Consider the following 24,099-nt stretch of genomic DNA (forward strand, 5'->3'; position numbering starts at 1 on the left):
GCGCTGACGGGCTATCTTTCGGTGATGCGCCCCCGTATTGCCCTTCGAAAGAAGCTCGTGGCGGTGATGGCGTTGATTCTCGCCCTCACTGCCGTGTCGTGCGGGTCCTCGTCCGGACCGCTGATCGACTCCGTTCAGTCCGACGGTGTTCTCGTCGTCGGCACCGAGGGGACCTACAGCCCGTTCAGCTTTCAGGGCAGCGACGGTCAGCTGACCGGATACGACGTCGACGTCGTACGGGCCGTCGGCAAGGAACTCGGCGTCCGGGTGGAGTTCGTACAGACACCGTTCGACTCCATCTTCGCCGGCCTGGAGTCGCGACGATTCGACCTGATCGCCAATCAGGTGACGATCAACGCGGACCGGCAGGCGAAGTACGACCTGTCGCTTCCGTACACGGTCTCGGACGGCGAGATCCTCACCCGCACCGACGACACGTCCATCACCTCGCTCGCCGACCTGGCAGGTAAGACCACGGCGCAGTCGTCCACCAGCAACTGGGCGCAGGTCGCCCGCGACGCGGGGGCGAACGTCGAGGCCGTCGAAGGCTTCGTGCAGGCGGTGACGCTCGTGAAGGACGGGCGGGTCGACGCGACCGTCAACGACTCCCTCGCCATCGCCGAGTACCAGAAGCAGACCGCGGACCCGGCGGTCAAGGTGGCGGCGCAGACCGGCGACACCAGCGAGCAGGCGTTCGCCGCCCGCAAGGACAGCGGCCTGATGGACTCGATCAACACCGCGTTGATCAAGTTGCAGGCGGACGGCACTCTCGCGGACATCTCGAACCGGTACTTCGGCAGCGACGTGGCCGCGCCCGACCTGTCCTCGGTGCAGGCCCCCACGGACACGGCCGCAGCGGCGCAGGGGCCGTCGAAGCTTTCGCTCATCGGGGACAACCTGGTGCCGATGCTGAAGGCCACCGTCACCACCACGCTTCCGCTGACGGCCATCAGCTTCGTGATCGGACTGGTGATCGCGCTGGCGGTGGCGCTGGCGCGCATCTCCTCGATCCGGCCGCTGTCGTTGGTGGCCAGGTTCTACGTCTCGATCGTTCGCGGCACTCCACTTCTGCTGCAACTGTTCATCGTGTTCTACGCACTGCCGCAGTTCGGCGTGGTCATCGATCCGTTCCCCGCGGCGGTCATCGCGTTCAGCATCAACGTCGGCGGCTACGCAGCCGAAGTGATCCGCGCCGCCATCCTCAGCGTGCCCAAGGGGCAGTGGGAAGCGGCGCAAACCATCGGCATGGGATATCGAACGACGTTGCAACGCATCGTGCTTCCGCAGGCGATGCGCACCGCGGTTCCGCCGCTGTCCAATACCTTGATCTCGTTGGTGAAGGACACGTCGCTGGCGTCGACCATTCTGGTGACGGAGCTGCTGCGGGTCGCTCAGCTGGCCGCGGCACCGACGTTCGACTTCTTCGCCCTGTATTCGGTTGCGGCGCTGTATTACTGGGTCATCTGCATCATTCTGTCCTTCTTCCAAGGCAAACTCGAAGTGCGACTCGACAGGTACGTGGCGAAATGACCGAACCAGTGCTCGAAGGGCCGCTGCTCGACGTGCAGGGTGTCCGCAAGGAATTCAACGGGGTACCCGTTCTCCGGGACGTCAGCTTCACCGCGAACTCCGGGACCGTCACCGTGGTGATCGGGCCCTCCGGATCCGGCAAGACGACGCTGCTGCGCACCCTGAACGCTTTGGACGTCGCGAACGGCGGAACCATCCGGATCGACGACGTGTCCGCGGACTTCGGCGGCGCGGTGGACAAGAAGGTGCTCAAGTCGTTCCGTGCGCAGAGCGGCATGGTGTTTCAGAGCCACAACCTGTTCCCGCACAAGACCGTGCTGCAGAACATCGTCGAAGGTCCTGTCGTGGTGCAGAAGCGATTCGCCGCCGAGGCCGAGAAGGACGCGCGCGTCCTTCTCGATCAGGTCGGTCTCGCCGACAAGGCCGACTCCTACCCGTTCCAGCTCTCCGGTGGTCAGCAGCAACGCGTCGGGATCGCGCGGGCGCTGGCGCTGAAGCCGGAGCTGATGCTGTTCGACGAGCCGACGTCCGCGCTCGATCCCGAGTTGGTGGGCGAGGTGTTGGTGGTGATGAAGGATCTGGCGGCTCAGGGCTGGACGATGGTCGTGGTGACCCACGAGATCAAGTTCGCACAACAGGTGGCGGACCAGGTGCTCTTCATCGACAACGGCGTGGTGCTCGAAAGCGGGACGCCCGCAGAGGTTCTGGTGGAGCCGAAAGAGGAGCGGACGAGGCAGTTCCTGAAGCGGATTCTGGATCCGCTGTAGGCGGGAGGCGGCTGCGCCACCTGTGCGCGAATTAGTGCCCTAGAGGGGCGGAATTCGCGCACAGCGGCGGAGCCCGGCTACACCAGCTTCCAGGCCTCCGTCAGCACCGACCGCAGGATCGACTCCATCGCATCGAAGTCCGGCTGATCGCAGATCAGCGGGGGAGCCAGCTGCACCACCGGGTCGCCGCGATCGTCGGCGCGGCAGTACAGCCCGGCATCGAACAGAGCGCTCGACAGGAAGCCGCGCAGAATGCGTTCGGATTCGGCTTCGTCGAAGGTCTCCTTGGTGGCCTTGTCCTTCACGAGCTCGATGCCGTAGAAGAATCCCTCTCCGCGAACGTCTCCCACGATCGGGAGGTCGTTCAGTTTCTCCAGCGTCGCGCGGAACGCCGGCGCCTTCTCGGCGACGTGGGCGTTGATTCCTTCGCGCTCGAAGATGTCGAGGTTCGCCATCGCGACGGCAGCGGACACCGGGTGACCGCCGAACGTGTAGCCGTGCGCGAACGACGAGTGCCCGTCGTCGAAGGGCTCGAAGAGCCGGTCGGACGCGATCATGGCGCCGATGGGGGAGTACCCGGACGTCAGTCCTTTGGCGCAGGTGATGATGTCGGGAACGTACCCGAAGTCGTTGCAGGCGAACATCGATCCGATGCGTCCGAACGCGCAGATCACCTCGTCGGAGACGAGCAGCACGTCGTACCGATCGCAGATCTCACGAACGCGTTCGAAGTATCCGGGCGGGGGAGGGAAGCAGCCTCCGGCGTTTTGCACCGGTTCGAGGAAGACGGCGGCCACGGTGTCCGGCCCCTCGAACTCGATGGCTTCGGCGATGCGATCGGCGGCCCAGCGACCGAACGCTTTCGGGTCGGTGTCGAGCGGCGCGGGTGCGCGGTAGATGTTGGTGTTGGGAACGCGGAACGCGCCGGGAGTGAGCGGCTCGAACGGTTCCTTCAAGGCCGGGATACCGGTGATCGCGAGCGCGCCCTGCGGTGTGCCGTGGTACGCGATGGACCGCGAAATCACCTTGTGCTTACCGGGTTTGCCGACCTTCTTGTAGTACTGCTTCGCCAGCTTCCAGGCACTCTCGACGGCCTCGCCGCCACCGGTGGTGAAGAAGACGCGGTTCAGGTCGCCCGGCGCGTAGCCGGCGAGGCGTTCGGCCAGCTCGATCGCCGGCAGTGTGGCGTAGGACCAGAGCGGGAAGAACGCAAGCTCCTTGGCCTGACGAGCGGCGGCCTCCGCCAGCTCGGTGCGTCCGTGACCGACCTGGACCACGAACAGTCCGGACAGACCGTCGATGTAGCTCTTGCCGTGGCTGTCCCAGATCGTGGCGCCCTCACCGCGGGTGATGATGGGCGGCGTGATGCCCGCTCCGTGACGCGCGAAGTGACCCCACAGGTGACGTGCGGCTTTCGCGCCGAGATCGGTGGACGCGGATACGGTGTCGGTGACTGCGGTCATCGTGTTCCCCAATTGTATTGCTGCTTGACGAGTTTGAGATAGACCATGGTTTCGGTGCTGGTCACTCCCGGAAGGGCGCGAATTCTCTTGTTCAGGATTTCGAGGAGGTGAAGATCGTCCTCGCAGACCACCTCGACGATGGCGTCGAACGACCCTGCGGTGAGAACGACGTAGTCGATCTCGTCGATGTCGGCGAGCGAGCGGGCCAGTTCGTCGGTGTCGCCGGTGCACCTGATGCCGATCATGGCCTGCCGCGCGAACCCGACCTGAAGTGGATCGGTGACTGCGACGATCTGCATGACACCGCTGTCGGTCAACTTCTGAACACGTTGCCGGACAGCAGCTTCGGACAGGCCGACGGCTTTGCCCACCGCCGCGTACGAGCGACGACCGTCCTCCTGAAGCTGCTCGATGATCGCCTTGGACACGGCGTCGAGCGGCACGGGCTGTTCGGGCATGCCTCGATCTTTGCCCGTCGGCGTCACTAATTCAAGTCCAATGCGGCTACCGAACGCAGGAATCCGTTGTGGAGGGCACAAAAAGCAGTGGAATCGGTTGTATCATCGGCGTCATGACCGCTCCGTATGTGCCCGGCTGCTGGATCGACGGTACGGCCGCCGAGGGGTCCGGGGAACCCTTCGTCGTCACCAACCCGGCCACCGACGCCGACCTCGTGACCCTGACGCTGGCCACCGCCGCCGACGTGGACCGCGCGGTGTCCTCCGCCCGCCGTGCGTTTCCCGACTGGTCACGGCGCTCGCCGGCCGAGCGGTCGGCGGTGCTCGGTGCGTTGGCGCGGGCCGTGGCCGCCCACGCGGAGGACTTCGCCGCCGAAGAGGTTGCGCAGACCGGTAAGTCGATCCGATTGGCTCGGGAGTTCGACGTACCGGGCAGCGTCGACAACATCGACTTCTTCGCCGGGGCCGCCCGCACCCTCGACGGCAAGGCGACCGCCGAATATTCACCCGACCACACGTCGAGCATCCGGCGTGACGCAGTTGGCGTCGTCGGCTCCATCACGCCGTGGAACTACCCCCTGCAGATGGCGGTGTGGAAGGTGATCCCCGCGTTGGCCGCCGGGTGCACCGTCGTCCTCAAGCCGGCCGAACTCACGCCTCTGACGACGCTGCGCCTCGCGCGTCTGGCGACGGAGTCGGGGCTGCCGGACGGGGTGTTCAACGTTGTCACCGGTACCGGACTGGACGCGGGCGCATCTCTGGCGCGCCACCCCGACATCGACGTGATGACGTTCACCGGATCGACCGCCGTGGGCCGCACCGTCATGGCGCACGCCGCAACCAACGGCACCCGTGTACAGCTCGAACTCGGAGGCAAGGCGCCGTTCGTGGTCTTCGACGACGCCGACCTCGAAGCCGCCATCCAGGGTGCGGTTGCCGGCGCGCTGATCAATGCGGGCCAGGACTGCACAGCGGCAACTCGCGCGATCGTGGCGGACGCGGTGTACGACGACTTCGTGAACGGCGTCGCGGAGACGATGAGTCGGGTGGTCGTCGGCGATCCCACCGACCCGGCGACGGACATGGGGTCGCTCGTCTCGCGCCGTCACCGAGATCGGCTGCACGCCATGGTCGACCGCGCCCAAGCGGGTGGAGCCCGCATCGTCACGGGCGGCGATCTTCCCGACGGACCGGGGGCGTTCTACCCGCCCACCCTGGTGGCCGACGTCGAGGAGGATGCGGAGATCTACCGCGACGAGGTGTTCGGACCGGTGCTGACGGTCAGCCGCCACTTCGGGGACGACGACGCCATCCGCCGCGCCAACGACACCCCCTACGGACTCGCGGCCTCGGCGTGGACCACCAACGTCTACCGCGCCGGCCGCGCCACGAGGGAGATCGACGCCGGGTGCGTCTGGATCAACGATCACATCCCGATCATCAGCGAGATGCCCCACGGCGGATTCGGTGCGTCGGGGTTCGGCAAGGACATGTCCACGTACTCGTTCGAGGAGTACCTCACCGTCAAGCATGTGATGATCGACATCACCGGCGTCGCTCGGAAACCCTGGCACAGAACGGTGTTCGGCGGATGACCACACCCTGGGCGACGGCACCGACGCGGCGCGGAATCGACATGGTGGCGCACGCGGCGCCCGAACCGTTCTGGCTGGACCGGCCCGAGCGGCCGGACCCGCGCCCGCGTGCGGTCGGTGAGGTGAGCGCAGATCTCGTGATCGTCGGCGGCGGGTTCACCGGACTGTGGATCGCGGTGCAGGCTGCCGAGGAGAACCCGGGCCGGTCGATCGTCCTGCTCGAGGGCGGCCGCATCGGTGACGGAGCGAGCGGTCGCAACGGCGGGTTCTGCTCGGCGAGCCTCACACACGGCCTGGGCAACGGAATGGACAGGTACGCAGACGAACTGCCGACCCTGCTGCGCATGGGAACCGAGACGCTGGACGCCATCGAGCAGACATGCAATCGCCTCGGTATCGATGCGGACTTCGAGCGCACGGGCGAGCTGGACATCGCGAACTTCCCGTACCAGGTCGGCGAGCTTCGCGAACTTGTCGACGACGCTGCGGATCTGGGCCAGCCTATGAAATTCCTCGACGCCGACGAGATGGCCGGACGCATCACATCTCCCCGCGCTCTCGGCGGAGCGTTCGACCCCGACGTCATGATGGTCGACCCGGGAAAGCTGGTGTGGGGCTTGGCCGCCGCGGCCGAGCGGCTCGGGGTGCGCCTCCACGAGCACTCGACGGTCGTGTCATTGGCCGAGGAACCGTCGGGGGTTCGGCTGAGTACCGGATACGCGGACGTGAGAGCGTCGAAGGTCGTCTTGGCAACAGCGGCAACGACTCCGGTGTTGCCCAAGCTCCGGCACTGGATCGTCCCGGTGTGGGATCACTCGATCATGACCGAGCCCCTGAGCGCCGAGCAGCTCGACTCCATCGGATGGAGCGGGCGAGAAGGACTCGCGGACGGAGGTCACCGATTCCACTATTTCCGGCTGACCGCGGACAATCGAATTCTGTTCGGCGGGTGGGACGCTCACTACTTCTTCGGCAACGACACCGATCCGCGTCGCTCGCAGGACCCCGACTCGTTCGCGGTGCTGGCCGAGCACCTTCTGCAGTATTTTCCGTCGCTGGTGGGCCTACGTGCGTCGCACGCGTGGGGCGGCGCCATCGACACCTGTTCGCGGTTCAGCGCGTTCTGGGACGTCTCGGCGAAGGGCCGAGTGGTTTCGGTGCTCGGCTTCACGGGTCTGGGTGTGGGGGCGTCGCACTTCGGGGCGCGGACCGCGCTCGATCTGGTCGACGGTCTCGACACCGAACGCACACGACTGAACATGGTGCGTACGAAACCGCTTCCCTTCCCGCCTGAACCGTTGCGGTGGCTGGGTATCACCATCACGCGCAACGCGTTTGCGCGAGCGGATCGCAACGAGGGGAAGTCCGGGCTGTGGCTGCGGGCGATGAACAAAGTGGGGCTGGGGTTCGATTCCTGATCGAGCTTGCAGCGACGACTGGTCACGTTTCGTCAATTCTCACCCGTTGCAGCATGTGAGAACTGCTGGAACGTGACCAGTCGTGCCGGGAGCCGCTACTCGAACTGCCTCGGCACCACCACGACCGGCGCCGTCGTCGCCTTCAGGATCTTTGCGGCGCCCGAGCCGAGGAACACTCGCGACGGCTGACCGAGCCGGCCCGACCCGAGTGCCAGCATGTCGCCGGCGCGCCACTCGAGCGAGGACACCGCGTCCTCCAGCGTGGATCCGTCGGCGACGATCGATTCGAGGCCGGGGGTGTCGGGGAGCGCGCGCATCGCGGTGTCGAGATTGTCCCCCGCGGCGTCGACGTATTTCTGCCTTGTCGACATCGACGGTCCGTCCGGGCCGTATCCGCCGGGCTCGAGCGACACCAGGGACATCAGGCGCAGCGGGATCTCTGCGGCGCTCGCCAGGGTCATGGCGAAGGGGAGTGGGTTGGCGGACGACGTCCGTGTGGGCACCGCGACGGTGAGCCCGGTGATCTCGGTGACGCCTCGGTCGCGGAAACCGCGTGGCGCCAACGCAACCGGGACCGGCGATGCGTGCAGGAGGGTGCCGGCGACGGACCCCACCGCGTGGCGATTGAGGATGCCGTCTCCCGCGGCGCCCAGCACGATCATGTCCGAGTTGTTGCCCTCGGCGAACTCGATCAGCCCCTCGGCGAAGGACTCGTTGTAGACGGTGTGCGAGGCGACGGTGACCGATGGGGGAAATTGCGCGACGGCGGCGTCGAGCCATCCGGCCGCCTTGGCTTCGAGAATTTTGCGGTAGGGCCCGCTGCCCTCCATCGGCGGATCGTCGCCGGCCAGGACGAGTACGACGTCGACCGTCGCATCGAGAGTGGTGGCCAGGGCTGCCGCGAGGGCGACGCCGTCGTCGCCGCTGGGAGTGGCGAGGTAGCCGACAGTGACGTGCATCTTCGGATGTCCTTCCAGCGATGTCAGTAGGTGTCGGGGACTTTGACTTCGGTGGTCGCGTCGAGAGTCTTCCCCTGGAAGAACGCCTTGTTGCCGACGAAGCACAGCAACATGAGCGGGATGCCGAGTACCAGCATCCCGACGCCGAGGACGAACACTCCGCCGATGGGTCCGTACGCCGTCAAGCCGTAGTCGGGCTTGATCATGTCGACGGCGCTCTGAACGAACGCCCACGTCATCGACAGGCCACCGAGTAGCGGAAAGATGCCGCGCATGAACAGGTTTCGTACGGACGAGGTGAGCGTTCGACGGAAGTACCACACACAGGCGTACGCGGTGATGCCGTAGTAGAAGGCGACGGCCAGGCCGAGCGAGGCCACCGAGTCCTGCAGTGCACTGGAACTGACGAAGCTCAGCACGAGGTAGAACATCAATGCGGCAGCGCCCATGACCAGGGTTCCGAATCCGGGGGTCATGTACTTCGGGTGGACGCTGGCGAAGCGCTTCGGAATGGCTTCGTACACCGCCATCGACAGAGTGCCGCGAGCGGTCGGCAGGATCGTCGTCTGGGTGGAGGACAATGCCGAGATCGAGACGGTCAGCAGGAGCAGGGACGCCGCGATGGAGCCGGCGACGGGATCGCCGAGGATCGTCAGAACGTCGTCGACGTTGTCCGGATTGTTGAGTCCGATGCCCGTGTCACCGAACCCGGCGAACGACTGGACCGCGTATCCCACCAGCACGTACGTCAGCACCAGGATGAGTGTGGTGATGACGGCCGCCCGGCCCGGCGTCTTCTCCGAATCCTTGGTCTCCTCGCCGACGGCCAGGCAGGCGTCCCACCCCCAGTAGATGAAGATGCACAGGATGATCGCCTGCGCGGCGTCGGACATCGTCAGCCCGGTCGGGACCAGCCAACTCCACTGCGGGGTGATGGCCTGCGGCCCCGCCGTGCCGGCGAACACCTTGTACAGCGCGATCACGGACACTCCCACGAGCACGCCGAACTGCACCACCAGCAGGACGTTCTGCATGCGCTCGCTGATCAGGATTCCGCGGAAGCTCACGTACGTCATCGCCACGATGAAGAAGCAACCCAGCGTCACCTTCGCGAACAGCGAGTCGGCCGCGCCGTCGAAGCCCAGGAACTCGAACAGATAGATGGCCGCGATCTCCGCGACGTTGGCGAGCACGATGATGGCGGACACGGCGAGGCCCCAGCCGGCCATCCAGCCGACCCACGGCCCGAATGCCTTGGTGCCCCACGTGAACGAGGTCCCGCAGTCCGGTGTGTCCCGGCCCAACTCGCGATAGGCGAAGGCGGTCAACAGCATCAGCACGAACGCGACGAGAAACATCGACGGTGCCTTGTCGCCGACCGCGAGCACGACGTAACCGAGTGTCGCAGCGAGGCTGTAGGCCGGAGCGACTGCGGAGAGTCCGATGACGACGTTGCCCACGAGTCCGAGCGCGCCCGCGTTCAAACCCTTGCTGGTGGTACCCGGTGCGTGGGGCGCCGGTGGTACGGCACTGCTCATGTTCACTCCGAGGATCGATCCGGTGAATGCAGAGAATAGTACGGTTTCGGTTGTCATCGGGGGCTGAAGCGACGGAATTGTTTTCATGCGGGTAACAAGTCGACTGTTTTGGTTGCGGCAGGTGCAGACAAACCTCTTCCTGCGCAGCGACGGGTCCGGCGACTAGTGTCGGAGCATGGAAGCGACCACGGGACCCGCCCCCCTCGATCCGACGTCCATCGCACGAGCACCGAAGGCGCTCCTTCACGACCATCTCGACGGTGGGCTGCGGCCGGCCACCGTGGTGGATCTCGCCGCGAACTGCGGATACGACGGCCTTCCCGAAACCGACGCGGACGCCCTCGGCCGATGGTTCCGCGACGCGGCCGACAGCGGCTCGCTCGTCCGGTACCTCGAGACGTTCGCTCACACCGTTGCCGTGATGCAGGACGAGACCGGGCTTTCACGAGTTGCGCAGGAGTGCGCGGAGGACCTGGCGGACGACGGGGTCGTCTACGCAGAGGTGCGCTTCGCCCCCGAACAGCACCTGGAACGGGGACTGAGCCTCGACGAGGTCATCGAGCACACCCTCGAAGGATTTCGAGCGGGGGAGTCCGCGGCGCGGGTGCGAGGCAAGAACATTCGCATCGGGTGTCTGCTCACCGCCATGCGGCACGCCGCGCGCTCACGGGAGATCGCCGAGCTCGCGGTCCGGTTCCGCGACCGCGGCGTGGTGGGCTTCGACATCGCCGGGGCCGAGGCCGGATTCCCACCCAGCCGTCACCTCGACGCGTTCGAGTACATGCGAGCGAACAACGCGCACTTCACCATTCACGCCGGTGAGGCATTCGGGCTGCCGTCCATCCAGGAGGCGGTCGCCTTCTGCGGCACGGACCGACTCGGACACGGCGTCCGGATCATCGACGACATCGACGTCGACGCCGAGGGCACACCGACTCTGGGGCTGCTCGCCGCCTACGTTCGTGACAAGCGCATCCCACTCGAGCTGTGCCCCAGTTCGAACGTCCAGACCGGCGCCGTCGCCTCGATCGCGGAGCATCCGTTCGATCTGTTGGCCAGGCTACGATTCCGGGTCACGGTCAACACCGACAATCGGTTGATGAGCGACACGTCGATGACGAAGGAGATGCACGCTCTCTCACAAGCATTCGGCTACGGATGGACCGACCTTCAGCGGTTCACGATCAACGCGCTGAAGTCGTCCTTCCTCCCGTTCGACGAACGCCTCGAGATGATCGATCACGTGGTCAAGCCGGGATACGCCGTGCTGGTGGGCTAGTGCTTGCGCAGGCGCGCCTCGAACTCCTGCTCGAGTGCGCGCCACGCCACCGCCTCGGCCTCGAACGGCGCGCTGGGAGCCATGCGGCCCGCCGCCGGATCGGTCACGTACGACACGTACCACCCGAGAGGGGTCGACGGCGCCAGTGCCTGGTCCACGGACGGGTCGCGCGCATATTCAGCTGCGTCGGCGAACAACTCGACGGCGAGGTCCAGCTGCTCCGCATCGACCGAGTCCGGGCCCTTCGCCAGGTCGTCGGCCAGGCCCGGCAGAACGTAGACGTTCTCGTCGGTGACCTCGACTTCGAGGGACCCGTCGACCGCGGCCGTCCGAATCTCCTCGTACGTGCTCACCGCAGCGAGGTCGTGATCGTGGTCGTCGGCGAGATACCGCGCCAGCGCCCGCTCGGAGGTGAAGACGGTGATGGCGCCACTGCGCCCGAGGAACACGGGATCGTCACCGAGGTAGCACCGCAGTGTGTAGAAAGTGTTGTCCGAGGTGATGATTCGCACCGGGTCCACGCCCACCGACGTCCAGAAGGATTCGGCTTCCTCCTCGTCGTCCTCGGTGTCGTCGACGGCCTCGGCCTCGTCTTCGTCTTCCTCGGTCGCCTCGTCGGTGTCGATGTCCTCGTCGACCAGCTCGTCGACGTCGAGATCGCTCTCGGCAGCCGCGACGATCTCGGCCTCGGCGAGGGCGACTGCCTCCGCCTCGACGGTCGGGGAGGTGATGACGGTGTCGATGGCATCGAGCACGGCGTCCCAGCCCTTGGCCACGACGGCCCCGACGCGATCCCAGAGCTGCTTGCCGTCGCGTCCGGTGAAGGTGTCCGCCCCGCGACCCAGGACTCCGAGGACCGGGTTGGAGTTGAAGAAGCGAGTGACGGCGTCGAGTTCGCAGACCTCACCGATGGTGCGCGCCATCTCGAGCGTTTCGCCCAGTTCGGAGACCGTCTCGTACGTCGGGCTGCCGGCGGCAAGCTCGGGCACACCGACGAAGTCGTAACGATGGTCCTCGTCCGGCTCGAGCTGGGCCGCAGAAAGCGCGACCAGCACACGCCAACTGGGGTGATCGACGAGGTCGTTCTCGGTGTCGGTGCGCACGAAGCCCGCCAGCTCGGCGACCGTCGGGAATGCGTGGAACTCCTCGTCGTGACCGAGGAATGCCTCCCATTCCTCGTCACCTTCGCGCCATTCCGGCGCCCAGAGGGTGACCAGGTCGCCGGCGGTCACACCGAGCTCGATCGGGACGATGTCTCCAGCCATGCCCGAGAGACTATCTCAGGGCGCTGAGAGCGAACTGTGCAGCAACGCGACGAGTTCCGCGCGCTCCGCAGACGCCCGCTCGGCGGCGCGACCTGCGGCGACTTCCACCTCGGCCGCCAGAAGGTCGGCGCGGACGCCGCGCAGCGAGCCGGATATGGACAGATCGACCATCCTGCCGCTCCCGTCCACCACGGCGCGCACGCCGAAGCCCGCTTCCCCCACGCCGCGGATGGCCGCGGTGCGTTCGAGGAAGTCGTGCATGGCGTCGAGCGTGCGTGCCGCCCTCACGGCCGCGTCGACCACCGCTCGCTGCGATGCGGCGTCGCCGCTACCGCGGGTGCAACTCTATCGACGACATCGGCGGCCACACCGTCGCGGAGCAGAGCCGCTCGGTGGCGCTCGGCGGCAGCAGCGGTGGCGTCGGCGCAGACCGACAGGATGGTGGCCGCGAGAGCCTCACCGCCGAAGGACAACTCGCGTCGATCGAGGTGCAGGCCGACCAACAGGCCGGTCTCGGTGGCCAGCACACGCACCGTGCCGTCGGGAGTCGACGCCTGTGCGCGCGTCATTCGGTGGGCCGGTAGAAGCCGTAAAACGCCATGCCCGAGTTGGACATTCGGATGGGATTGACCTGAACCGGATCGCCCGCCTCGACGAGCTGACCGTTGCCGACCACCATCGCGACGTGCCCGTCCCAGACCGCGAGGTCGCCCGGTAGGAGATTCTCCGCGTCGACGGGCGTGCCGATGTCCTGATCCGCGGCAAGCCTCGGAATGTCGAGTCCAGCTTGGCCGTAGGCGCTCTGGGTGAGGCCGCTACAGTCGAGACCCTGCCCCGGTGTGGTGCCGCCCCACACGTAAGGCGTGCCCTGCTGGGCCAGCGCGAATCTCACGGCGCTCGCGGCCTTGTCGTTCGGCGCGATCGCGGTGCTCCCGTCCGGGAGTGTGACTTCCACGCCCTTGCCGCCGGTGCGGGGGTCGTACGCCCGATGCCCCTCGGCTCGGGTGGAACTGCCGTCCGGCGCGCTGTCGGTGATTCCGGCGACGGACGAGGGCGCCGTGGAGGTGGGAGAGGTGAGCGCCTGTCCGATGTCGCGGAGTGCCTGCACCGGCGCACTCGACGCGGGTGTCGTTGCGGCCGGCCCTGTTTCGGCTCGGCAGGGAACGGCCGGAGGCTGCATCAGTGCGTTCGCTTCGGAGGTGTGCACCGCCAGCTCGGCCTTCACTCGTTCGACGACCGCCATTGCGCGGCCCAGGTGTTCCGCAGCGACGGCGACGAGCGCAGTCTGTCCCGCCGGAGTCAGCAGCGTCGGCATCGCGGCGGCGGCGTAGGCCAGGAACGACTCGAGGATGCCGACGAGTTCGACGTGTCCCGCGTGCACACTGGCCGCGGCGCGGGCCAGTAGAGCGTTCAACTCGTCGCCGTGGCTCACCAACGCACCGGCCACCCGCGACGCTTCCATGATCGCCTGTTCGGCTGCGACGGCCGCTACTCCGGACCACACCGGTTGCAGCGCGCCTGCGGTGGCGGTGGCCAGTCGTGCGGCCGTCGCCAACCCGGTCGACGCGTCGCGCAGGGCGTCCGGTGAGCTTCCGGGCGGGCAGGTGCCGGATCCGATCGAGTCGGCGAGTTCTCGGATGGGTGCGCTGAGCAGATCGATCATGCGAGTCCGTTCGCCAGCGAGCGCGCGGCTGCGTCGTCGCCGTCTCGATACGACGCAGCGGCATCACGCACCGCGGCGGCGAGGCTGTCGAACACGGCGGCGAGTTCGGTGGCGGCGGCGCCGTGAGCGCCGACGGCTGTACCGAACGCCGCGACGAACTCGGCTCCGAGTAGCCCGAACGTCGCCGCCAGGGCGGCCGTGCCGCCGACCGCGGCGACCGCGGCCTCGGTGACCACGCCCGAGACCTCGGCGGCCGAGTCGGCGACGGCCGCCAGACCGTCCGATACCGCAACTTCGATCATTCGCCCTCCGACCTCACTGTTTCTCGTGTCATCGTCTTGGACGGTGCGCAGACGCCCACGGTTCCGCCTCGAAAGCAATTAGTGTTCAGGTCCATGGACACGCTCGTCATCGATCACCCGCTCGCCGCAGCTCTGCTGACCACCATGCGCGACGAACGAACCGACAACCCCGCGTTTCGCTCCGCGCTGCGCCAACTGACGCAGATGCTCGTGTACGAGGCCATCCGGGATGCCCCGGTCGAGGAGTTCGACGTCCGGACCCCGGTCGACACCGCGCGCGGAGTGCGGATCGCACACCCGCCGCTGTTGGTCCCGGTTCTGCGTGCCGGCCTCGGCATGGTCGAGAAGGCAAGTTCGATGATCCCGCAGTCACGCGTCGGGTTCGTCGGCATGGCGCGCGACGAGGAAACGCATCAACCCGTGCCGTACATGGAGTCGCTGCCGGACGACCTGGCCGGCTACCCGGTGTACGTACTGGACCCGATGCTGGCCACGGGAGGCTCGATGGTGCACACGATCGAGTTGCTGGTCCAGCGCGGCGCCGACGACGTGACGGCCATCTGCGTGGTTGCCGCACCGGAAGGCGCTGCGGCACTGGAGAAGTCAGGGTTCCCCGTGCGTCTGGTGACGGCGAGCATCGACGCGGGTCTGAACGAGAACGCGTACATCGTTCCGGGTCTCGGTGACGCGGGAGACCGTCAGTTCGGCCCCCGGTAGTCGAGGGCGCCCGCGGTCAGAGCGCCTCGGCGAACTCCCGAAGCTCGTCGAGGCGCGATGCGGCATCGCTGCGCGCCTGATGCAGCAACGAGCGATCAAATACCGGCACCACCACTTCGAGGTATGCCTTGAGCTTGGGCTCGGTGCCCGACGGGCGCACGATCACGCGAAGTCCGTCTCCGCTCAATTCGATTGCATCGGTGCGCATCCGGCCCTTGGTGAGGAGGTGGTCGGTCACGGAGACCGCGACGCCGGCGAGTTCGGTCGGCGGCGTGGTCCGCAGACGGTCCATCATGGCCTCGATGTCGGAGAGGTCGTCGACTCGGCGGGAGACCTGTGCGCCCGCGTGCAGCCCGAACTCGACGGCCAGGTCGTCGAGCACGTCGACGAACCCACGGCCTGACTCTTTCAGGGCGGACGCGTAGGACGCCAGAGCCACGGCCGCCGAGATGCCGTCCTTGTCCCGGACCGCCTTCGGATCGACACAGTGGCCGATCGCCTCTTCGTAGGCGTAGGCCAGTCCGTCGCCGGCTCGCACCAGCCACTTGAAGCCGGTCAGAGTGCGGGCGTAGCGGGCGCCCCGCGCCGGTGCCAGTTTCGACATCAGCGTCGACGACACGATGGTGTTGGCCACGAGTGCATCCGGAGCAGCCCGCCCGAGCGACCACTCGGTCAGCAGGGATCCTGTCTCGTCGCCGGTCAGCATGCGCCATCCGTCGGGCGTCTCGACGCCGACAGCGCAGCGATCCGCATCGGGATCCAACGCGATCGCGATGTCCGCTTTCGCGCGTTCGGCCAACGCCAGCAACAGGTCCGCGGCGCCGGGCTCCTCGGGGTTCGGGAAGGTGACCGTCGGAAATGCGGGGTCGGGTTCGAACTGTTCCTCGACCACCACGACGTCGTCGAACCCGGTGCGGCGCAGCGCGTCCAGTGCCACGGCGCCCCCGACCCCGTGCATCGCGGTCAGAACGATGCGCACGGTACTCGACGAATGCGGAAGCAGTGCAACGCGATCGAGGTAGGCGCCGACGACGTCGTCGGTGGTGGGAGTCACCGCGGTGCGCGGGACGGCCGACGCGGGTCCGACCGACGCGATGAGCGTTTCGATCTCGCGATCGGCCGGGGAAATCAGCTGCGCGCCGCCGTCGAGATACACCTTGTACCCGTTGTCGGCGGCGGGATTGTGCGATGCCGTGATCTGCACTCCGGCGGCAGCTCCGCGCGAACGGACTGCGAACGCCAGCACCGGCGTGGGGAGCGGCCGGGGGAGCAGCGTGACGCGAAATCCCGCTGCGGCGAACACCTCTGCCGCCGCGACGGCGAAAGCATCGGATCCGGTGCGAGCATCGCGTCCGACCACGACCTCCGAGCCGGCGAGGCACGCGTTCGACAGATACGCGGCGAGTGCCGCCGTCGTGCGGGTGACGACGGCGACGTTCATCCCCATCGGGCCCGCTTCGACAGGACCGCGAAGTCCCGCCGTACCGAACGTGAGAGCGCCGGAGAAGCGTTGCGTCAGTTCGCTGTCCGGCAACGCGGCGAGCTCGGCGCGGGTCTGCGGGTCCGGGTCGCCGTCGATCCAGGCGGCGACGTCGTCGGCGAGAGTCACAGGTGCGGAACGAGTTCGCGCAGCAGGGTTCCCATTCGCACGGCCGACGCGGCGCCGGCGGCAATGACCTCGTCGGCGTCGAGGTGCTCGCCGGTCATCCCGGCCGCGAGGTTGGTGACCAGCGAAATGCCCAGCACGCGGGCTCCGGCGGCGCGGGCGGCGATCGTCTCGTGCACGGTCGACATGCCGACCAGGTCGGCTCCCATCGTGCGCAGCATGCGGATCTCGGCCGGCGTTTCGTAGTGCGGGCCGGGCAGTCCCGCGTAGACGCCGTCCGTCAAGGACGGGTCGATGCCGCGGGCGACCTCGCGCAGATCGGCGGAGTACGCGTCGACCAGGTCGACGAACTGAGCGCCCACGAGCGGGGAGCGGGCCGTGAGGTTGAGATGGTCGCTGATGAGAACCGGGTCGCCGACGCTCATGCCTTCGCGGATTCCGCCGGCCGCGTTCGTCAGGATCACCGTGCGAGCGCCCGCAGCGCATGCCGTGCGGACGGGGTGGACGACGCGCGACAGATCGTGTCCCTCGTAGGCGTGGGTGCGCCCGAGGAGGATCAGGACCTTCGTCGATCCCACCGTGACCGACCACATCGCGTTGGAGTGGCCGAGCGCCGACGGCTGCGCGAAACCGGGCAGCGACGACATGGGCACGACGGTGTCCGGCTCACCGAACTGCTCGGCAGCGGTTTGCCATCCCGAGCCGAGAACGACGGCGACGGGATGTTCGCTCACCCCCGTCGCGGATGCGAGAGAGGCGGCGGCGTCGTTGGCGGCAGAGGTGGGATCAGGAATGCTCACGTCGACTCACAGTAGTGAAAGTCGCGATCTGCCGCCCGACTATCATCCCGTGAATGCCTTCCCTCGAACGCGACGGTGACGTCTTCGTCCTCCTGCTCAACCACGACGACGGGACCAATCCCGAGAATCGTTTCGGCCCGGCCTGGATGGAACAGGTGCACGCCCTGCTCGACGAGGTGCTGGCCTCCGAAGGGCCGGCAGCGCTGGTCACGACGGCGGCCGGAAAGTTCTACACGAACGGACTGGACACCGATCACGCGTTCTCCGATCTGGCTGCACTGCCTGCCTATCTCGACAGCGTGCACGAGGTGTACAGCCGCATCTTGCAGTTCCCGATGGCCACCGTGGCCGCGGTGCAGGGGCACGCCTTCGGCGCCGGCGCCATGCTCGCGCTCGCCCACGACTTCCACATCATGCGAGCCGACCGCGGCTACTTCTGCCTGCCGGAGGTGTCGTTGCAGATGCCGTTCACACCGGGCATGGCGTCGCTGGTCACGTCCCGGCTGTCGCCGCAGACGGCACTGGAGGCGATGACCACCGGGCGCCGCTACGGCGGAGCCGAGGCCGTCGAGGCCGGGATCGTCGAGTCCACCGCGTCGGCGGAGGAAATTCGGGCCACCGCCGTATCCGTGGCTGCCGCGCTGACGTCGACGCGTGGGCCCAACCTGAGCAGTATCAAGAGGAGCATCCACGGCGCGACGTTGGCCGCCCTCGCGCAGAATACGTCGGAGAAACTGTTCGCAAACGGGCAGTGACTCTGCCTGCGTCGACGGCCGGTGACAGACTGTCCTGCGTGCAGAACACCGGGGTGCAGAGCCGAGCGGCCGCGCGGTTGGACGCGTCGGCGTCCGACCTCGTGGCGCTCTCGCACGCCATCCACGCCCGCCCGGAGTTGGCCTTCGAGGAGGTCGCCAGTTCCGCGGCGACCGCAGATCTGTTGCGCCAGGCGGGTTTCGACGTCGAGCGCGGAGTGGCGGGCCTTCCCACCGCGTTCGACGCACGCTTCGGATCCGGTGACCTGGTCGTCGCGGTCTGCGCGGAGTACGACGCGCTCCCGGAAATCGGACATGCGTGCGGCCACAACATCATTGCGGCGTCCGCGGTGGGGGCAGGGATCGCGCTCGCGTCGGTCGCCGACGACCTCGGAATCACGATTCGCGTGCTCGGCACCCCGGCCGAGGAATCCGGCGGCGGCAAGGTCGTCATGCTCGATCACGGTGTGTTCGACGGCGTCGGCGCGGCTCTGATGGTCCATCCGGGGCCGTTCGACGTCGCGGGCGCACGATCGCTTGCGTTGGCCGACATTGCCGTTCGCTACACAGGCCGCGAGGCGCACGCGTCGGCGGCACCGGAATGGGGAATCAACGCAGCCGATGCCGCGACCGTCGCCCAGGTCGGCATCGGACTGCTACGCCAGCACCTGCGTCCCGGCCAGCAGGTGCACGGAATCGTCGGCAACGGCGGCGTCGCCCCCAACATCGTTCCGGGCTTGACCGAACTGCTGTACTACCTGCGTGCCGAGACCGCGGAGTCCTTGGCCAACCTCACCGAGCGCGCCCACGGATGCTTCGAAGCCGGCGCCGTCGCCACGGGATGCACGCACGAGATCGTGACCGTCTCGCCGACGTACACCGAACTGACGCCCGACCCCTGGCTGGTCGACGCGTACCGGGCGGCGGTCCGCGCACTCGGACGCACCCCGCTGACGCCGGAGGAGGAAGCATTCCGACCTCTCGGCAGTACCGACATGGGCAACGTCTCGCGCGTGATCCCGTCGATCCATCCGGTGATCGGTCTCGACTCGCAGGGGTCGGTCACGCACCAACCCGGGTTCGCCGCGGCTGCGGTGACCGAGTCGGCCGACCTGGCCCTTCTCGACGGCGCACGCGCTCTGATCGACGTCGCGATCTCCGCAGCAACCGATCCCACCCAGCGGGAGCGTTTGCTCGAGGGCGCGCAGAAACGAAAGGCGGCGCAATGAGTCAGCTGCACCGAAACCCGGCGGACGAGTGGATCAACGCGCACGGCGCGGATCTGGTGTCGTGGCGCCGGCGTATTCACTCGCATCCCGAACTGGCGCGTCAGGAGTTCGCCACCACCGAGTTCGTCTTTGCCACGCTCGCCGCGGCCGGCTTGTCCCCGCGTCGACTCCCCGGGACGGGCGTGATCTGCGATATCGGACCGGCCGGGCCGCGCATCGGTCTGCGCGCCGACATGGATGCGCTGCCGCTCGACGAGTTCACCGGCGCGTCCTACGCGTCCACCGTGCCCGGTGTGTCCCACGCCTGCGGCCACGACGCCCACACCACGATCCTGCTCGCGACCGGCCTGGCTCTCGCGTCTCTGCCCGAGCTTCCAATGGGAGTTCGGTTGCTGTTCCAGCCGGCCGAGGAAGTGATGCCCGGCGGCGCGATCGACCTCGTGGCCGCGGGAGCTCTCGACGGTGTCTCACAGATCTTCGCGCTGCACTGCGACCCGCGACTCGAAGTCGGCAAGGTCGGCATCAGGGTCGGCGCCATCACGTCGGCGGCGGACACGGTCGAGCTGCGCCTCGATTCTGCGGGCGGTCACACCTCGCGTCCGCACTTGACGTCGGACCTCGTCTACGCCCTGGGCACCGTGATCACCGGCCTCCCGGGACTGCTCAGCCGACGAGTCGATCCGCGCACGAGCACCGTGATGGTGTGGGGCGCTGTGGTGGCCGGCCAGGCGCCGAACGCGATCCCCCAGAAGGGCATGCTGACCGGCACCGTCCGAACGGGCGATCACGAGACCTGGGCGCTGCTCGAACCGCTGGTGCACGAAATCGTGGCCGGGGTGCTCGCGCCGACCGGGGTGAAGTTCGAGGTGAACTACCGCCGAGGCGTGCCGCCCGTCGTCAACGACGAGGCCGCGACGCGCCGCTTCGAGAACGCCATCCGCGCATCCGGACCGGACGCGTTGGCGGACACGGCCCAGTCGGGCGGCGGTGAGGACTTCTCGTGGTACCTCGAACACGTGCCTGGTGCCATGGCCAGGTTGGGGGTGTGGTCCGGGGTGGGGCCGCAGCTCGACATCCATCAGCCCACGTTCGACCTCGACGAGCGGGCATTGGCCGTCGGTGTGCGAGTGATGACCAATCTGGCGCTGGGTATTTCGGACGACGCCTGAGGCCAGTCGGAAATTACAGCGGGTAGGCCGGAGGCCGGTCGGGGGTTTCAGTTACAGCGTGCCCGGCCCGACGTTGCGGCTGTTGCGGGTGCGCAGGTCACGGACGTAATCCGCAGGTGCTCCGGCGATCTCGGCTGCTTCGGCCATCACGCCGAGGTACCGGGCCGACGGCAAGCCGCCTTCGTATGCGTCGAGCACGTACATCCATGCCAGCACCGGACCGTCTTCGGTGTCGATGCGCAGCCTGATCTTGCGGTGGATGCCGAGCTCGGAGCCTTCCCACCGGTCCAGACTTTCCTCGTCCTCCGGCGGGACGTCGTAGAGCACCACGAACACTTTCGACGCGGGATCCTCGACGATGGTGGCGAGGGCGCCTTCCCATCCGATGTCACCGCCGCCGAAGGTCAGACGCCACCCGGGCAGCCAGCCCGTTCCCGCGACCGGTGAGTGCGGGCAGCGTTCGAGCATCTGCTCGGGATGCATGTTGGATCCGTAAGCGGCGTAGATCGGCACGGCGGTCAGCCTAAACCGTCTGCCCGCTTCGGGCGGTCTCGGATCGCGATCGATCAGGGTGAGGTGCGCGACGACCGGGTCTTGCAATAGCGTTGTATCCCGACGAAACGTGCAGTTGGCGATCCCAGACGCAGGCGGAGGACGAATGACCCGAATCGTGATCATCGGTGGCGGACCGGCGGGCTACGAAGCCGCGCTCGTGGCCGCCCAACACGGCGGGTCGGTCACGCTGATCGACTCCGACGGTGTCGGAGGTGCGTGCGTCCTGTGGGACTGCGTGCCGTCGAAGACGTTCATCGCGTCGACGGGTATTCGCACCGAGATGCGCCGCGCCACCGACCTGGGTATCAACCTCGAACCGTCGCAGGCCGAGGTGTCGCTGCCGCAGATTCACGCGCGTGTGAAGTCGCTCGCGCTGTCGCAGTCAGCGGACATTAGGGCGCGCTTGCAGACCGTCGGGGTGACCGTGCTGTCCGGCCGTGCGCGACTGGTCGACACGCAGACTGGTCTGGCTGCGCACAAGATCGAGGCGCAGCTGTCGACGGGTGAGCTCGAGACGTTCGACGCCGAGGTGGTGCTGATCGCGACCGGCGCGAGCCCGCGGGTGCTCCCCGGCGCGGAGCCGGACGGCGAGCGCATTCTGAACTGGCGTCAGCTCTACGACCTCGAGGAACTGCCGACGCATCTCGTGGTGGTCGGATCCGGCGTGACAGGCGCCGAGTTCGTCTCCGCGTACACCGAGATGGGCGTCAAGGTCACGGTGGTGTCGAGCCGCGATCGCGTCCTCCCGGGCGAGGACGCCGACGCTGCGCTCGTACTCGAAGATGCGTTCAACGAACGCGGAGTGACGCTGATCAAGCACGCGCGCGCCGACGCCGTCGAACGCACCGCCACCGGTGTCGTGGTGAAGATGGCGGACGGTCAGACCGTGGAGGGTTCGCACGCGCTGATGACCGTCGGCTCCGTCCCCAACACGAACGATCTCGGGTTGGACCGCGTCGGCATCGAACTCGATCGCGGTGGGTACCTGCGCGTGGACCGCGTGTCGCGGACCTCCGTGACCGGCGTCTACGCCGCGGGCGACTGCACGGGACTGCTCCCGCTCGCGTCCGTCGCCGCCATGCAGGGGCGCATCGCGATGTATCACGCACTCGGTGAGGGCGTGAGTCCGATCAAGCTCAAGACCGTGGCGTCGGCCGTGTTCACTCGACCCGAGATCGCGACCGTGGGCGTCAGTCAGTCCGCCATCGACAACGGCGAGGTGCCGGCGCGCACGGTGATGTTGCCGCTGAACACCAACCCGCGCGCCAAGATGTCGGGCCTGCGCCGCGGCTTCGTGAAGATCTTCTGCCGCCCGGCCACCGGTGTGGTCATCGGCGGAGTGGTGGTGGCACCGACCGCGTCGGAGCTGATTCTGCCCATTGCCATTGCGGTGCAGAACAATCTGTCGGTCAGCGACCTGGCGCAGACGTTCTCCGTCTACCCGTCGTTGACCGGGTCCATCACCGAGGCGGCGCGTCAGCTGATGCGGCACGACGATCTGGGATAATCCCAATATCTCATGATGTGAGATTGCAGTTTCACATCGTGGCCGAAGCTCGTACAGTCGAGATGCGCCCCACCACAGGCGCATCTCGACCGAAGTGACGCCCTGTGAACAGACGGGCGAGCGACGTCGCTCCTCGTCCGTTCGTTCTCAGGAGTCCGCATGCTCCCACCTCTGGCCCACCGCACCACTCGCGTTCAGGGATCGGCGATCCGTGACCTGCTCACGCTGACCGCCCGTGACGACATCATCTCGCTCGCTGGAGGTCTACCGGCTCCGGACCTGATGCCGCACAAGCGTATTCGTGATGCAGTCGCGGCCGCGCTCCGGGAAACAGTCGCGCTGCAGTACGCCGAGACCACGGGTGTGCGGAGACTGCGAACCGTGATCGCCGAACGCGAAACCCGGCGCAGCGGCGCACCGGTCCACATCGAATCGGTCGTGGTCACGCACGGATCGCAACAGGCCCTGAGCCTGCTCGGGACCGTGCTGATCGATCCGGGCGACGTGGTGATCGTCGACGCTCCGGCCTACACGGGTGCGCTGCAGGTCTTCGCCGCCGCGGGTGCGGAGATCCGCGCTGTCCCCGTCGACGCGGACGGAACCGACGTCGATGCGCTCGAGGCGGTGCTCGCATCGGGAGTGCGGCCGCGAATCGTGCACACCGTCAGCAACTTTCACAACCCCCGCGGTGTGACCTTGTCCGCCGACCGACGGCGGACGCTCGCCGATCTCGCGGACCGATACGGATTCTGGATCATCGAGGACGACCCTTACGGGGAGATCTGGTTCGACACCCCACCGCCCGATCCGATCGCCTCGGATCGCGTGATCCGGCTCGGGTCGGCGTCGAAGATCCTGGCGCCGACCCTGCGGGTGGGATGGATGACGGCGCCGCGCCCGGTGGCAGCAGCGGTGGAACTGTTCAAGCAGGGCGCCGACCTGTGCGGGTCGTCCCTCACGCAGATCGTGGCGGCCGAGTTGCTGGACGACACAGTGTGGTTGAAGAAGCACCTCGCCGATCTTCGACGCGCGTACCGATCACGATGCCGCGCACTGACCGGGGCGCTGACGTCGACGTTCGGGTCGTCGATCACGTTCGACGAACCCACCGGCGGCATGTTCGTCTGGACGACGTTCACCGACGACACGGACACTTCGGCGCTGCTCATCACAGCGACGCAGCACGGCGTCGCCTATGTGCCGGGTGCGGCGTTCGGATCCGATCCGGCCTTCCGCGGTGCGGCCCGGTTGTGCTTCGCGACGGTGGACGAGCAGGTGGCCGTCGACGCGGTCGCCAGGCTTCGCCGTGCGCACGAGGCGTGTGTCAGCGTCTCGCCGTGACCCGATGCGCCTCGTCGGTGGTCTGTACGAGATTGCGCGGAGCGCGAGCAGCCACGTATCCCGACAGGGCCATGACGAGGAGCAGGCCGACGGTGACGATCGTGGTTGCCATGACGAAATCCTTTGTGAGTGGGTCTGGCACCCATCGTGCTGTGTGCGGCTGAGCGGAGGATGACGCGCGGCTGG

24 protein-coding genes are annotated in these 24,099 nt (G+C 67.4%); 11 read left to right on the plus strand and 13 right to left on the minus strand.

Annotation, left to right across the window (positions count from 1 at the left end; all coding sequences use genetic code 11):
- Positions 1-24: 24 nt before the first annotated feature.
- Both AC59JP_RS19290 and AC59JP_RS19295 read left to right on the plus strand, forming a co-directional pair.
- Entirely contained in the window at positions 25-1,530 is a 1,506-nt protein-coding gene (locus AC59JP_RS19290) for an ABC transporter permease subunit (RefSeq protein WP_497327418.1), read from the plus strand.
- Positions 1,527-2,297 (plus strand): amino acid ABC transporter ATP-binding protein, encoded by a 771-nt coding sequence (locus AC59JP_RS19295; RefSeq protein ID WP_497327419.1) that lies wholly within the window; start codon positions 1,527-1,529, stop codon positions 2,295-2,297. Before AC59JP_RS19290 ends, AC59JP_RS19295 begins: the two co-directional genes overlap by 4 nt.
- Before the next feature lie 77 nt (positions 2,298-2,374).
- Here the strand turns inward: AC59JP_RS19295 and AC59JP_RS19300 are convergent, their stop codons facing one another.
- Positions 2,375-3,760, minus strand: coding sequence for an aspartate aminotransferase family protein (locus tag AC59JP_RS19300; RefSeq protein ID WP_497327420.1), 1,386 nt, complete (start codon positions 3,758-3,760; stop codon positions 2,375-2,377).
- On the minus strand, positions 3,757-4,218 hold the full coding sequence (locus AC59JP_RS19305) for an Lrp/AsnC family transcriptional regulator (RefSeq protein WP_497327421.1): 462 nt from the start codon (positions 4,216-4,218) through the stop codon (positions 3,757-3,759). The genes AC59JP_RS19300 and AC59JP_RS19305 overlap by 4 nt, the downstream gene beginning before the upstream one ends.
- Before the next feature lie 113 nt (positions 4,219-4,331).
- Here AC59JP_RS19305 and AC59JP_RS19310 point away from each other — a divergent pair, with 113 nt between their 5' ends.
- Positions 4,332-5,813: a gamma-aminobutyraldehyde dehydrogenase gene (locus tag AC59JP_RS19310; RefSeq protein WP_497327422.1), complete on the plus strand. Its 1,482-nt coding sequence runs from the start codon at positions 4,332-4,334 to the stop codon at positions 5,811-5,813.
- Positions 5,810-7,231 carry an NAD(P)/FAD-dependent oxidoreductase gene (locus AC59JP_RS19315; protein WP_497327423.1) on the plus strand — a complete coding sequence of 474 codons (1,422 nt, stop codon included), beginning with the start codon at positions 5,810-5,812 and terminating at the stop codon, positions 7,229-7,231. Before AC59JP_RS19310 ends, AC59JP_RS19315 begins: the two co-directional genes overlap by 4 nt.
- Before the next feature lie 95 nt (positions 7,232-7,326).
- Here AC59JP_RS19315 and AC59JP_RS19320 read toward each other — a convergent pair whose 3' ends face one another.
- Both AC59JP_RS19320 and AC59JP_RS19325 read right to left on the minus strand, forming a co-directional pair.
- On the minus strand, positions 7,327-8,190 hold the full coding sequence (locus AC59JP_RS19320; RefSeq protein WP_497327424.1) for a universal stress protein: 864 nt from the start codon (positions 8,188-8,190) through the stop codon (positions 7,327-7,329).
- A gap of 23 nt (positions 8,191-8,213) precedes the next feature.
- Positions 8,214-9,728 carry an APC family permease gene (locus AC59JP_RS19325; RefSeq protein ID WP_497327425.1) on the minus strand — a complete coding sequence of 505 codons (1,515 nt, stop codon included), beginning with the start codon at positions 9,726-9,728 and terminating at the stop codon, positions 8,214-8,216.
- Between the two features lie 175 nt (positions 9,729-9,903).
- On the opposite strand from AC59JP_RS19325, the gene AC59JP_RS19330 reads away from it, so the two are divergent.
- Complete coding sequence (locus tag AC59JP_RS19330; RefSeq protein ID WP_497327426.1) at positions 9,904-11,007, plus strand: adenosine deaminase; 1,104 nt, start codon at positions 9,904-9,906, stop codon at positions 11,005-11,007.
- Here AC59JP_RS19330 and AC59JP_RS19335 read toward each other — a convergent pair.
- The 5 genes from AC59JP_RS19335 to AC59JP_RS19355 are packed head-to-tail and all read right to left on the minus strand — an operon-like array spanning position 11,004 to position 14,237.
- Complete coding sequence (locus tag AC59JP_RS19335) at positions 11,004-12,272, minus strand: SatS C-terminal domain-containing protein (RefSeq protein WP_497327427.1); 1,269 nt, start codon at positions 12,270-12,272, stop codon at positions 11,004-11,006. The genes AC59JP_RS19330 and AC59JP_RS19335 overlap by 4 nt on opposite strands.
- Positions 12,273-12,287: 15 nt before the next feature.
- Complete coding sequence (locus tag AC59JP_RS19340; protein WP_497327428.1) at positions 12,288-12,560, minus strand: hypothetical protein; 273 nt, start codon at positions 12,558-12,560, stop codon at positions 12,288-12,290.
- Positions 12,557-12,841, minus strand: a complete 285-nt coding sequence (locus tag AC59JP_RS19345) for a hypothetical protein (protein WP_497327429.1) — start codon at positions 12,839-12,841, stop codon at positions 12,557-12,559. Before AC59JP_RS19345 ends, AC59JP_RS19340 begins: the two co-directional genes overlap by 4 nt.
- Positions 12,838-13,935 (minus strand): C40 family peptidase, encoded by a 1,098-nt coding sequence (locus tag AC59JP_RS19350; RefSeq protein WP_497327430.1) that lies wholly within the window; start codon positions 13,933-13,935, stop codon positions 12,838-12,840. The genes AC59JP_RS19345 and AC59JP_RS19350 overlap by 4 nt, the downstream gene beginning before the upstream one ends.
- Positions 13,932-14,237, minus strand: coding sequence for a type VII secretion target (locus AC59JP_RS19355; protein WP_497327431.1), 306 nt, complete (start codon positions 14,235-14,237; stop codon positions 13,932-13,934). Before AC59JP_RS19355 ends, AC59JP_RS19350 begins: the two co-directional genes overlap by 4 nt.
- A 93-nt stretch (positions 14,238-14,330) precedes the next feature.
- Here AC59JP_RS19355 and upp point away from each other — a divergent pair, with 93 nt between their 5' ends.
- Positions 14,331-14,954: a uracil phosphoribosyltransferase gene (gene upp, locus AC59JP_RS19360; RefSeq protein WP_497327432.1), complete on the plus strand. Its 624-nt coding sequence runs from the start codon at positions 14,331-14,333 to the stop codon at positions 14,952-14,954.
- Between the two features lie 16 nt (positions 14,955-14,970).
- Here upp and AC59JP_RS19365 read toward each other — a convergent pair whose 3' ends face one another.
- Together AC59JP_RS19365 and AC59JP_RS19370 are read right to left on the minus strand one after the other, a co-directional pair.
- Positions 14,971-16,563 (minus strand): phospho-sugar mutase, encoded by a 1,593-nt coding sequence (locus tag AC59JP_RS19365; RefSeq protein ID WP_497327433.1) that lies wholly within the window; start codon positions 16,561-16,563, stop codon positions 14,971-14,973.
- Positions 16,560-17,354: a purine-nucleoside phosphorylase gene (locus tag AC59JP_RS19370; RefSeq protein ID WP_497327660.1), complete on the minus strand. Its 795-nt coding sequence runs from the start codon at positions 17,352-17,354 to the stop codon at positions 16,560-16,562. Before AC59JP_RS19370 ends, AC59JP_RS19365 begins: the two co-directional genes overlap by 4 nt.
- Positions 17,355-17,413: 59 nt before the next feature.
- Between AC59JP_RS19370 and AC59JP_RS19375 the strand changes: the two genes are divergently transcribed.
- The 3 genes from AC59JP_RS19375 to AC59JP_RS19385 are packed head-to-tail and all read left to right on the plus strand — an operon-like array spanning position 17,414 to position 20,510.
- Positions 17,414-18,115 carry an enoyl-CoA hydratase/isomerase family protein gene (locus tag AC59JP_RS19375; RefSeq protein WP_497327434.1) on the plus strand — a complete coding sequence of 234 codons (702 nt, stop codon included), beginning with the start codon at positions 17,414-17,416 and terminating at the stop codon, positions 18,113-18,115.
- Positions 18,116-18,153: 38 nt separating this feature from the next.
- Positions 18,154-19,341, plus strand: coding sequence for a M20 family metallopeptidase (locus tag AC59JP_RS19380; RefSeq protein WP_497327435.1), 1,188 nt, complete (start codon positions 18,154-18,156; stop codon positions 19,339-19,341).
- Complete coding sequence (locus AC59JP_RS19385; protein WP_497327436.1) at positions 19,338-20,510, plus strand: M20 family metallopeptidase; 1,173 nt, start codon at positions 19,338-19,340, stop codon at positions 20,508-20,510. Before AC59JP_RS19380 ends, AC59JP_RS19385 begins: the two co-directional genes overlap by 4 nt.
- A gap of 51 nt (positions 20,511-20,561) precedes the next feature.
- Here the strand turns inward: AC59JP_RS19385 and AC59JP_RS19390 are convergent, their stop codons facing one another.
- Positions 20,562-21,023, minus strand: a complete 462-nt coding sequence (locus AC59JP_RS19390; protein ID WP_497327437.1) for a gamma-glutamylcyclotransferase family protein — start codon at positions 21,021-21,023, stop codon at positions 20,562-20,564.
- 145 nt (positions 21,024-21,168) lie between these two features.
- On the opposite strand from AC59JP_RS19390, the gene AC59JP_RS19395 reads away from it, so the two are divergent.
- Both AC59JP_RS19395 and AC59JP_RS19400 read left to right on the plus strand, forming a co-directional pair.
- Positions 21,169-22,572 (plus strand): NAD(P)H-quinone dehydrogenase, encoded by a 1,404-nt coding sequence (locus tag AC59JP_RS19395; protein ID WP_497327438.1) that lies wholly within the window; start codon positions 21,169-21,171, stop codon positions 22,570-22,572.
- Positions 22,573-22,731: 159 nt separating this feature from the next.
- Complete coding sequence (locus tag AC59JP_RS19400; RefSeq protein WP_497327439.1) at positions 22,732-23,913, plus strand: aminotransferase-like domain-containing protein; 1,182 nt, start codon at positions 22,732-22,734, stop codon at positions 23,911-23,913.
- On the opposite strand, the gene AC59JP_RS19405 is transcribed toward AC59JP_RS19400, so the two are convergent.
- Positions 23,897-24,025 (minus strand): hypothetical protein, encoded by a 129-nt coding sequence (locus AC59JP_RS19405; protein WP_497327440.1) that lies wholly within the window; start codon positions 24,023-24,025, stop codon positions 23,897-23,899. The two genes, AC59JP_RS19400 and AC59JP_RS19405, sit on opposite strands and share 17 nt — an antisense overlap.
- Positions 24,026-24,099: the final 74 nt, after the last annotated feature.

It is taken from the genome of Rhodococcus sp. 320_ES (genome assembly GCF_059691855.1).

Coding starts and splice junctions, on each gene's coding strand:
- AC59JP_RS19310 (WP_497327422.1), top strand. CDS start 4,332: ATGACCGCTCCGTATGTGCCCGGCTGCTGGATCGACGGTACGGCCGCC.
- AC59JP_RS19350 (WP_497327430.1), bottom strand. CDS start 13,935: ATGATCGATCTGCTCAGCGCACCCATCCGAGAACTCGCCGACTCGATC.
- AC59JP_RS19320 (WP_497327424.1), bottom strand. CDS start 8,190: ATGCACGTCACTGTCGGCTACCTCGCCACTCCCAGCGGCGACGACGGC.
- AC59JP_RS19355 (WP_497327431.1), bottom strand. CDS start 14,237: ATGATCGAAGTTGCGGTATCGGACGGTCTGGCGGCCGTCGCCGACTCG.
- AC59JP_RS19385 (WP_497327436.1), top strand. CDS start 19,338: ATGAGTCAGCTGCACCGAAACCCGGCGGACGAGTGGATCAACGCGCAC.
- AC59JP_RS19315 (WP_497327423.1), top strand. CDS start 5,810: ATGACCACACCCTGGGCGACGGCACCGACGCGGCGCGGAATCGACATG.
- AC59JP_RS19300 (WP_497327420.1), bottom strand. CDS start 3,760: ATGACCGCAGTCACCGACACCGTATCCGCGTCCACCGATCTCGGCGCG.
- AC59JP_RS19290 (WP_497327418.1), top strand. CDS start 25: ATGCGCCCCCGTATTGCCCTTCGAAAGAAGCTCGTGGCGGTGATGGCG.
- AC59JP_RS19330 (WP_497327426.1), top strand. CDS start 9,904: ATGGAAGCGACCACGGGACCCGCCCCCCTCGATCCGACGTCCATCGCA.
- upp (WP_497327432.1), top strand. CDS start 14,331: ATGGACACGCTCGTCATCGATCACCCGCTCGCCGCAGCTCTGCTGACC.
- AC59JP_RS19335 (WP_497327427.1), bottom strand. CDS start 12,272: ATGGCTGGAGACATCGTCCCGATCGAGCTCGGTGTGACCGCCGGCGAC.
- AC59JP_RS19395 (WP_497327438.1), top strand. CDS start 21,169: ATGACCCGAATCGTGATCATCGGTGGCGGACCGGCGGGCTACGAAGCC.
- AC59JP_RS19405 (WP_497327440.1), bottom strand. CDS start 24,025: ATGGCAACCACGATCGTCACCGTCGGCCTGCTCCTCGTCATGGCCCTG.
- AC59JP_RS19375 (WP_497327434.1), top strand. CDS start 17,414: ATGCCTTCCCTCGAACGCGACGGTGACGTCTTCGTCCTCCTGCTCAAC.
- AC59JP_RS19345 (WP_497327429.1), bottom strand. CDS start 12,841: ATGACGCGCGCACAGGCGTCGACTCCCGACGGCACGGTGCGTGTGCTG.
- AC59JP_RS19400 (WP_497327439.1), top strand. CDS start 22,732: ATGCTCCCACCTCTGGCCCACCGCACCACTCGCGTTCAGGGATCGGCG.
- AC59JP_RS19295 (WP_497327419.1), top strand. CDS start 1,527: ATGACCGAACCAGTGCTCGAAGGGCCGCTGCTCGACGTGCAGGGTGTC.
- AC59JP_RS19325 (WP_497327425.1), bottom strand. CDS start 9,728: ATGAGCAGTGCCGTACCACCGGCGCCCCACGCACCGGGTACCACCAGC.
- AC59JP_RS19305 (WP_497327421.1), bottom strand. CDS start 4,218: ATGCCCGAACAGCCCGTGCCGCTCGACGCCGTGTCCAAGGCGATCATC.